The following is an 8,836-nucleotide window of genomic DNA, read 5'->3' on the forward strand; positions in this document are numbered from 1 at the left end:
TCCGCTGCGGTATACACCCGGAAAATCCTGTTTTGAGACTGCCAAATGACGCAGCGCAGCATTACTGATTACTTACAACTTGATGGCTGTTTCCAGCGCCAGTTCCATCATTTCCTGAAAGGTGGTCTGCCGCTCTTCCGCCGTGGCGGCTTCGCCAGTGGGGATGATGTCGGATACCGTCAATATGCCCAGCGCACGCGCACCGTACTGCGCGGCCACGCTGTAAATACCCGCCAGCTCCATTTCGATCACTTGCACATTCATCCGCTCCAGCACCTCAAGCATGGTGGGTTCCACGCCGTAAAACAGGTCGGCGGAAAACACATTACCCACCGTTACGCTGCGGCCCAGTTGGGCTGCAGTATCCACGGCGGTGCGCAGCAGGGTGTAATCGGCAATGGCGGCAAAGTCGTGGTTGTTAAAGCGCATGCGGTTAACCTTGCTGTCGGTGCATGCACCCATGGCGATATATAGCTCGCGCAGCTGGGTTTTTGCGGTCACGGCACCGCAGGAACCAACCCGGATGATGTTCTTCACCCCATAGTGCTGAATCAGCTCGGTGGTGTAGATGCTGGCCGAGGGAATGCCCATGCCGTGGGCCATCACCGATAGCCGCTTGCCCTTGTAGCTGCCGGTATAGCCCAGCATATTGCGCACGCTGGTGACCTCGCGGGCATCCTGCAAAAAGGTGTCGGCAATCATCCTGGCGCGCAGCGGATCGCCGGGCATCAGCACGGTTTCGGCAAAATCGCCTTTGTGGGCATTGATGTGCGGGGTAGCCATTATGCTTCTCCTTGTGTGGCGTGCTCAGTTCAGAAAGGAAGACCCGTAATCCATGGCAGGCAAGCCAAGATGGCTGGCCACGCTCTGGCCGATGTCGGCAAAGGTGGAGCGCTCCCCGATGGAGCCCGGTCTGACCTTATGGCCGTAGCACAATACCGGAATATGCTCGCGGGTATGATCGCTGCCCGGCCAGGTGGGGTCGCAGCCATGGTCGGCGGAAAGAATCAGGATATCGTCGGCTTGCATGGCAGCCATTACCTCGGGCAAGCGACGGTCGAACTCCTCCAGCGCCCGGGCGTAACCGGCAATATCGCGGCGATGACCGTAGCTGGAGTCGAAATCAACGAAATTGGCCATGATGATGGCACGCCCTGATACATCACGCATGGCGGCCAGCGTGGCATCCCAGATCTGGTCAAAACCGGTGGCTTTGTGCTGCTCGGTGATGCCGACATGGGCGTAGATATCAGCAATCTTGCCGATGGACACCACCTGTCCGCCAGCTTCGGCCAGCTTTTGCAGCACGGTGGCGGCAGGCGGCGGCAGGGCCAGATCTTTGCGGTTGCCGGTACGCACAAAGCCCCCCTTGCCTTCCCCGACAAACGGCCTGGCGATCACGCGGCCGATATTGTATGGCGCCAGTGCTTCGCGGGTGATCTGGCACAGCTGGTATAAGCGCTCCAGCCCGAAAGTTTCTTCATGGCAGGCAATCTGGAATACCGAATCGGCCGAGGTATAGAAAATGGGCTTGCCCGTGCGCAGGTGCTCTTCACCCAAGCGGTCAAGAATTTCAGTACCCGACGCATGGCAATTACCCAGATAGCCTGGCAAACCGGCCCTGCTGACAATCTCATCCAGCAAGGCGGGAGGAAAACTGTTGTCCTTGTCGGTGAAATACCCCCAGTCGAACAACACCGGCACCCCGGCGATTTCCCAATGACCGGAGGGGGTGTCCTTGCCGCTGGACAGCTCGCGGGCATAACCGTAGGCAGCTATCGGTGCGGCCTGCTCCATGCCCTGCGGAAAATAGCCGGAGGACAGCTGGCAGGCATGGCCCAGCCCCATTTTCGACAGATTGGGCAGGCATAGCGGGCCACTGCGGCCCTTGTCGGCACGACCGGCGGCGGCCTCCATGGCGATATGGCCCAGGGTATTGCTACCGGCATCGCCAAACTGTGGTGCATCGGCGGCGGCACCAATACCCAGCGAATCCAGTATCAGGATGATGGCGCGTTTCATGCTGACTTCTCCTGCTGCTGATGGCTGATGGTTTGGTAAACCAGCGGTGGCGCTGCTGCCGGCTGCTCGCCCAGGGTAATGGCCTGACGCACACGCCGCTCGGCTTCATCGGCACTGGCCGCATTGGCCGCATGCACGAACAGTAGCGGCGTTCCGGCTTCTATATGCGTACCCAGCTCGGCAAAACCGGTCAGTCCGACACGGTAGTCCAGTTGGTCGCTGGCCAGACGCCGGCCACCACCCAGTGCACATACCGCCATGCCGATGGCACGGACATCCATGGCACTTACCACTCCGCTGTGCTCAGCATAGACCGGCCGTATCACCGGTGCTGCTGCCAGGTAATGTTCGGGCTTATCCAGCAAGTCTGCCGGTCCACCCAGCGCACTGACCATGCGCGCGAAAATCTCGGCAGCCCGGCCGGAATCCAGTGCCGCATCCAGACGCTGGCGAGCATCGGCAGCATCTTGTGCCAAACCGCTGGCCAGCAGCATTTCGCCGCACAGCGCCATGGTGACAGCGTGCAAGCGCGGATTGCGGGCCTCCCCGCGCAGGTAGCGTACTGCTTCCAGCGTTTCCAGGCTGTTACCGGCACTACTGGCCAGCGGCTGGCTCATCTCGGTGATCAGCGCACGGGTACGTACCCCTGCACCATTACCCACCTGGACAATGCGCTCGGCCAGCGCAATCGATTGCTCCATGCTCGGCATGAAGGCACCGCTGCCAGCCTTGACGTCCATCACCAGCACATCCAGCCCGGCGGCCAGCTTCTTGGACAGAATGGAAGCGGTAATCAGCGCGATGGATTCCACCGTGGCAGTGATATCACGCGTGGCATAAAAGCGGCGGTCAGCCGGGGCCAGATCGCTGGTCTGGCCGATGATGGCCACCCCTACTTCGCGCACCACCCGGCGCAGGCGCTCCGGGGTAGGAAACGGGTTGTAGCCGGGAATGGCTGATAGCTTATCCAGCGTGCCGCCGGTGTGGCCCAGGCCGCGACCGGAAATCATCGGCACAAAGCCACCACAGGCGGCAATCAGCGGCCCCAGCATCAGCGATACCACATCGCCTACCCCGCCGGTGGAGTGCTTGTCCAGTACCGGGCCGGGCAGGTGCAGGTCGTCCCAGCGCAGACAGCGCCCCGAATCACGCATGGCCATGGCCAGGGTGACATTCTCGTCCAGCGTCATGCCCCGGAAATACACGGCCATGGCCAGGGCGGCAATCTGGCTATCGGCTACGCTGTTGTCGGTAATACCGGCGACAAACTGCTGAATATCCTGCTCAGACAGTGTCTGTCCATCTCGCTTCTTGCGTATCACTTCTTGCGGCAAAAACATGCTGCGCTCCTGCAAGAAAGGGGCGGAAAGCGGGCCCCTAAAAGACAAGGCCGAAGACGGGCTTCGGCCAGAATGGTATGGATCGGTGGCGGCTCAGTCCTTAGTAGCCACTACCCGCTGCGGCTGCCGTTCCGGCAATTTCGGCCTGCAGATTGGCCAACAGGCTGGAGGCGCCAAAGCGGAAATGTTCCGCAGTAACCCAATGCTCGCCCAACAGATGTTCGGCCAGGTCGATGTATTCGGCGGCTTCGGCAGCCGTGCGCACGCCGCCCGCAGCCTTGAAACCACAACGCGCGCCAGTGGAGCGAATAGCCGCCAGCATGATGCCTGCGGCATCCAGCGTGGCATTCACCGCCACTTTGCCGGTGGAGGTCTTGATGAAGTCGGCCCCGGCAGCAATCGCAATCAGGCTGGCCTCGCGGATCAGCGCGGCTTCTTTCAGCTCGCCACTTTCGATGATGACCTTGAGCAGCTTGTCGCCACAGGCTTCCTTGCAGGCGGCCACCAGTTCGGCACCAAGCTCGGCCTTGCCGGCCAGCAAGGCGCGGTACGGGAACACCACATCCACCTCGTCCGCACCGTCTGCGATGGCCGCTGCGGTTTCGTCGACAGCCTGCGCGATGTCATCGCCACCGGCCGGGAAGTTGCTGACCGTGGCCACCTTGACCTGCTGCAGGCCCAACGTATCCAGCGTACGGCGCGCCAGTGCGACAAAACGCGGGTAGACACACACTGCCGCTACCGTACCGGCACTGCTGGCAGCTTGCTGGCACAGGGTCACGATACGCGCATCGGTATCGTCATCGTTAAGAGAGGTGAGGTCCATCATGGACAGGGCGCGACGTGCGGCGGTAATGAGTTCTGACATGGATTCCGGCTCGGTTGAGCAGCCGCACAGCAGCATTGGCAGGACTGGCGGCGCAAGGGCTAGATTATGGAAATATCTTCAACTGAAAGCAATGTGCAGTGCATCAGACGGCAGCCATTACCCGCCCAGGTGAGTGGCTAGAAAGTCCTGCAAGCGCTGTTGCAGATACGGCACCGCCGCCGTTTGCGCCAGATAGTCTGCCGCACGCATCCAGCCCCAGCACTGACCTTCGTCACCAAAGCGGATGGCCGCAGCCTTGGCGGCTTCCAGCCTGCCCACCATGAACACGCTTTGCATTCCGGACTGGTGCCAACTGGGATAGCTGCGCTGCCATAGGATTTGCCCGGCATGCAGCAGGATGCCGAATTCTTCCTGCGTTTCGCGTTGCAGGCAGGCAAACGGGCTTTCCTGACCTTCGCGCCCGCCGCCGGGAAAATCCCAGCAGGCAGCAAAGGGCAGCCCCGGTTTGTCATCGCGCAGGTACACCAGCAGGCTGTCCTGATAAAACAGCGCTGCCTTGGTGCCGCAAAACGCTTCACTCATGACCGGCGCTTACACCCGGCGCGCATCGGTGACGCCTGGCAGTTCCATCATGCGTGCCAGCACGCGGCTGATGTCCTGTACCTGGCGCACTTCCACGGTAAAACGCATCTTGGCGCGCATATCACGCGACAGCGTGTGCACGGCAATCAGGTTGAGCTTTTCGCGCGACAGCACGTCGGAAATATCGCGCAGCAGGCCGCCACGATCCAGCGACACCACCTCGATATCAATCGGGAACACGCTGCTTTTCTGATCGCCCCAGCCCGCAGCAATCAGCCGCTCCGGCACATCGGCCGACAGGCGCTTAAGCGTGAGGCAATTGGTGCGGTGAATGGAAATGCCACGTCCCTTGGTGACAAAGCCCACCACGGCATCCGGCGGTGCCGGCTTGCAGCACTTGGCCAGTACCGTCATCAGGTTGTCCACGCCCTCGATCAGGATGCCGCCAGCGTCATGGCCGCCCCGGCTGGCGCGGATAATACTTTCCGGCTCCACATCCACCGGCGGCGGCGGCGCAAAGCTCTCGATGGCATTGGCCAGCGAACGGGTGCTCAGCTCACCATGGCCCATCGCGCCATACACTTCGTCCAGCTTGGCGTAACCCAGTTTTTCTGCCAGCAAGGTCAGGTTGGGCTGCAAATGCGGGTGGCGGGCCAGCTCGCGCTCAAACAGCTGCTTGCCGGTTTCGCGCACGGTATCCGCATTTTGCATGCGGATGTACTGGCGGATCTTGGAGATGGCGCGATGGCTCTTTACCCAGCCATCGTGCAGCCAGTTGACCGAAGGCCCACCTTCCTTGGCAGTCAGCACTTCCACCCGCTGGCCGTTTTGCAGCGGTGTAGACAGGGGCACGATCTGCCCTTCCACCTTGGCGCCACGGCAGCGATTGCCCAGCCCGGTATGAATGGCATAGGCAAAGTCGATGGGGGTGGCACCATGCGGCAGTGCCAGCACCCGACCTTGAGGGGTCAGTACATAGATGGTGTCGGAGAACAGCTCGGTCTTGAAGGCTTCGGCCAGTCCTTCGCGGTCTGACATTTCCTCGCGCCAGTCCAGCAACTGACGCAGCCAGGAAATCTTTTCCTCGTACTGCGCATCACCCTTGCCACCCTCTTTGTAGCGCCAGTGCGCGGCCACGCCGAATTCGGCATGCTCGTGCATTTCGAAGGTACGGATCTGCACCTCCAGCGCCTTGTCTTCCGGCCCGATCACCGCCGTGTGCAGGCTACGGTAGTTATTGGCCTTGGGGTGGGAGATGTAGTCGTCAAACTCACCGGGAATCGGCTGCCACATGCCGTGGATAATACCAAGCGCGGTGTAGCAATCCGGCAGCTTGTCCACCAGAATGCGCACGGCACGGATGTCGTACAGCTCGGTAAAATCCAGCTTTTTCTTCTTCATCTTCTTCCAGATGGAGAAGATGTGCTTGGGTCGCCCGGCAACATCCGCCTTGACGCCAGCGGCTTTCAGTTCCGCACGCAGGGTATCCAGCACGCGGCCGATATAGTCGATACGCTCCAGTCGGCGCTCATCCAGCAGCTTGGCGATTTTCTTGTAGCTGTCCGGCTCGGTGTGGCGGAAGCCCAGGTCTTCCAGCTCCCATTTGATTTGCCACACGCCCAGACGGTTGGCCAGCGGCGCAAACAGCTCCAGCGTTTCGATGGCGATGGCGCGCCGTACTGCTTCGTCATGCACATGGGGCAGGTAGTGCATGGTCTGGGTGCGCCAGGCCAGCTTGATCAGCACCACGCGGATGTCCGCCACCATGGCCAGCAGCATCTTGCGCATGGTTTCCGCCTGGCGGGCGCGCTCTTCCGGGGTTTCCAGCGTGTCGATGCGGGCCAGTTCGGTAATGCGGCGCACCCCACCCACGCCATCCACCAGCACGGTGACGGTCTGGCCGAAATTCTCGGTCATCCAGCCCTGCCAGTCGGGCTTGTGATCCGGCACGGCAAACAGCAGGGTGGCGACAATGGCGTCGGTCAGCAGGTTAAGGTCGGCCACAATGGCTGCGGCGGAAACCGCATGGCTGAACAGGTCCTCGCCGGTACTCACCAGGCCCTTGCCGTGATACAGCTCGCGCGCGGCATCAAAAGCACGTGCCAGCAAGCTGGCTTCGGCCTCGGGCAGGGCTGCAGACATCTGTTCCAGCCACCGTTTCGGGTCGGCCGCATCGGCCAGGGTATCGGCCATCGAACGCACTACGGAAACCATATTTCACACCTGGGCAGCAAGGCTGCACGAAAAAGAATACCAATACGCCACATTCAGTCAGTCAAACGCTGCAACAGGCGTTTGACCGGAGCGGGCAATCCGGCGTCCATCGCCTGCGCCAATGGCAGCCATTGACCGGCGGAATCCTGTACCCGGGTGCTGGCCAGCGCATCCAGCCGCACCGGCACCGGGGTGATGATCAAGCGAAAATGCGTAAACACATGCTCCAGCTCCGGCCAGGAGGGCAGTACATCGCCACTGCCCTGCTCGGCCAGCCAGCTTTCCACCGCCATGGAGTCGGCAAATTCAGGCAGGGATAACAAGCCCCCCCAGATGCCAGTAGGCGGCCTGCGCTCCAGCCATACCTTGTCGCCATGCAGCGCCAGCAACATGACGGTGTGACGAGTGGGCACCGCTTTTTTAGGGCGCGGGGTCGGCAATTCATGCGTGCGGCCCTGCTGCGCCGCCACACAGCCATCCACCATCGGGCACACCGTGCAGGCTGGCTTGCGACCACATACCGTAGCCCCCAGATCCATCAGCCCCTGGGTGTAAGCGGTCATCTGGCTGCTGTCGGCGGGCAGCAATGCTTCTGCCAGCGCCCACAGCTGGTTCTCCACCGCCTTCTCTCCGGTAAAGCCGACAATACCAAAGCAGCGTGCCAGCACGCGTTTGACATTGCCATCCAGAATGGTTTCGCGCTGGCCAAAGGCAAAGGCGGCAATCGCTGCCGCCGTAGAACGCCCGACACCGGGCAGACGTTGAATCTCCTCGCGCTGAGCAGGAAACTGACCGCCAAACTCATCCATCACCATACGGGCAGCCTTATGCAAATTACGCGCCCGGCTGTAGTAGCCCAGGCCGCTCCACAAGGCCAGCACCTCATCGACGGACGCCGCCGCCAGGCTGGATATATCAGGAAAATGCTGCAAAAAGCGCGCGTAATAGCCCAGCACCGCAGTCACCTGCGTTTGCTGCAGCATGATCTCGGATAACCAGATCCGATATGGATCGCTCACCTGCCAAGGCAGATCGTGCCGACCGTGACCTTCCTGCCAGGCCACCAAACGGGTGGCAAATGAATCTTGCAACATGGCAAAGCCGCGCCAAAACAAAAAGTAACCGGATATGTTACCTGAAAGGCTTGGCGGCACCAAGCAGTGCGCCTTTAAATAAGGTAAACTGGAAGATTGCTTAAAGCTTGCTTATCTGAAGGATGTACCCATGGCCACTTTCCGTTCACGCCAGCGCGCCAATCTGCGCCGCGATGTCAGCAGCAGCGACACTTCCCCCGCGCAGCCTGCCGCCGCACCCGCCGATGGCACGGCCAAGGGCCCCATCATCCAGAAGAAAGCACCGTCGGCAGACGGCCCGCGCGATCCTTACTCCTCGCGTCGTCCAGCCGCTGGTCAGCCGCCACGCCAGGGTGAGCAACGCCGCTTCGAACCACGTGATGGCGAACGCAAACCGTTCAACCGCGACGACCGTGAGCGCAAGCCTTACCCGCCACGTGATGGAGAGCCGCGCCGTTTCGAACCGCGTGACGGCGAACGCAAACCATTCAACCGTGACGACCGTGAGCGCAAGCCTTACCCGCCGCGTGATGGCGAGCAACGCCGCTTCGAGCCGCGTGACGGCGAACGCAAACCGTTCAACCGTGACGACCGTGAGCGCAAGCCCTACCCGCCGCGTGATGGCGAGCCGCGCCGCTTCGAGCAGCGTGATGGCGAACGCAAACCGTTCAACCGCGACGACCGCGAGCGCAAGCCCTACCCGCCGCGTGATGGCGAGCCACGCCGCTTCGAGCCGCGTGATGGCGAACGCAAACCGTTCAACCGCGACGACCGCG

Annotated in this window: 7 protein-coding genes and 1 pseudogene; 1 reads left to right on the forward strand and 7 read right to left on the reverse strand. The window is 61.5% G+C overall.

Features of this window, described 5'->3' with window-relative positions; all coding sequences use genetic code 11:
* Positions 1–72: 72 nt before the first annotated feature.
* From deoD to mutY, 7 genes are all read right to left on the reverse strand, one after another.
* Complete coding sequence (deoD, locus tag ACODR9_RS15315; RefSeq protein WP_488810295.1) at positions 73–783, reverse strand: purine-nucleoside phosphorylase; 711 nt, start codon at positions 781–783, stop codon at positions 73–75.
* A 24-nt stretch (positions 784–807) separates the two neighbouring features.
* On the reverse strand, positions 808–2,022 hold the full coding sequence (locus ACODR9_RS15320; RefSeq protein ID WP_488810296.1) for a phosphopentomutase: 1,215 nt from the start codon (positions 2,020–2,022) through the stop codon (positions 808–810).
* A complete protein-coding gene (gene deoA, locus ACODR9_RS15325) occupies positions 2,019–3,362 on the reverse strand; it encodes a thymidine phosphorylase (protein ID WP_488810297.1) in 1,344 nt (447 codons plus the stop codon). Before deoA ends, ACODR9_RS15320 begins: the two co-directional genes overlap by 4 nt.
* 100 nt (positions 3,363–3,462) lie before the next feature.
* Positions 3,463–4,230: a deoxyribose-phosphate aldolase gene (deoC, locus tag ACODR9_RS15330; protein ID WP_488810298.1), complete on the reverse strand. Its 768-nt coding sequence runs from the start codon at positions 4,228–4,230 to the stop codon at positions 3,463–3,465.
* 117 nt (positions 4,231–4,347) lie between these two features.
* Positions 4,348–4,773, reverse strand: coding sequence for an NUDIX hydrolase (locus tag ACODR9_RS15335; RefSeq protein ID WP_488810299.1), 426 nt, complete (start codon positions 4,771–4,773; stop codon positions 4,348–4,350).
* 9 nt (positions 4,774–4,782) lie between these two features.
* Positions 4,783–6,987 carry a RelA/SpoT family protein gene (locus ACODR9_RS15340; RefSeq protein WP_488810300.1) on the reverse strand — a complete coding sequence of 735 codons (2,205 nt, stop codon included), beginning with the start codon at positions 6,985–6,987 and terminating at the stop codon, positions 4,783–4,785.
* 53 nt (positions 6,988–7,040) lie between these two features.
* Positions 7,041–8,081 (reverse strand): A/G-specific adenine glycosylase, encoded by a 1,041-nt coding sequence (gene mutY, locus ACODR9_RS15345; RefSeq protein ID WP_488810301.1) that lies wholly within the window; start codon positions 8,079–8,081, stop codon positions 7,041–7,043.
* A gap of 130 nt (positions 8,082–8,211) precedes the next feature.
* Between mutY and ACODR9_RS15350 the strand changes: the two are divergent.
* Positions 8,212–8,836: pseudogene (locus tag ACODR9_RS15350) on the forward strand (hypothetical protein); the annotation flags it as partial.

The organism is Aquitalea sp. FG25 (assembly GCF_057809375.1).

Bases quoted from the DNA above. Each gene is read 5' to 3' on its own strand.
- deoC (WP_488810298.1), bottom strand. From the start codon at position 4,230: ATGTCAGAACTCATTACCGCCGCACGTCGCGCCCTGTCCATGATGGAC.
- ACODR9_RS15335 (WP_488810299.1), bottom strand. From the start codon at position 4,773: ATGAGTGAAGCGTTTTGCGGCACCAAGGCAGCGCTGTTTTATCAGGAC.
- ACODR9_RS15320 (WP_488810296.1), bottom strand. From the start codon at position 2,022: ATGAAACGCGCCATCATCCTGATACTGGATTCGCTGGGTATTGGTGCC.
- ACODR9_RS15340 (WP_488810300.1), bottom strand. From the start codon at position 6,987: ATGGTTTCCGTAGTGCGTTCGATGGCCGATACCCTGGCCGATGCGGCC.
- deoD (WP_488810295.1), bottom strand. From the start codon at position 783: ATGGCTACCCCGCACATCAATGCCCACAAAGGCGATTTTGCCGAAACC.
- deoA (WP_488810297.1), bottom strand. From the start codon at position 3,362: ATGTTTTTGCCGCAAGAAGTGATACGCAAGAAGCGAGATGGACAGACA.
- mutY (WP_488810301.1), bottom strand. From the start codon at position 8,081: ATGTTGCAAGATTCATTTGCCACCCGTTTGGTGGCCTGGCAGGAAGGT.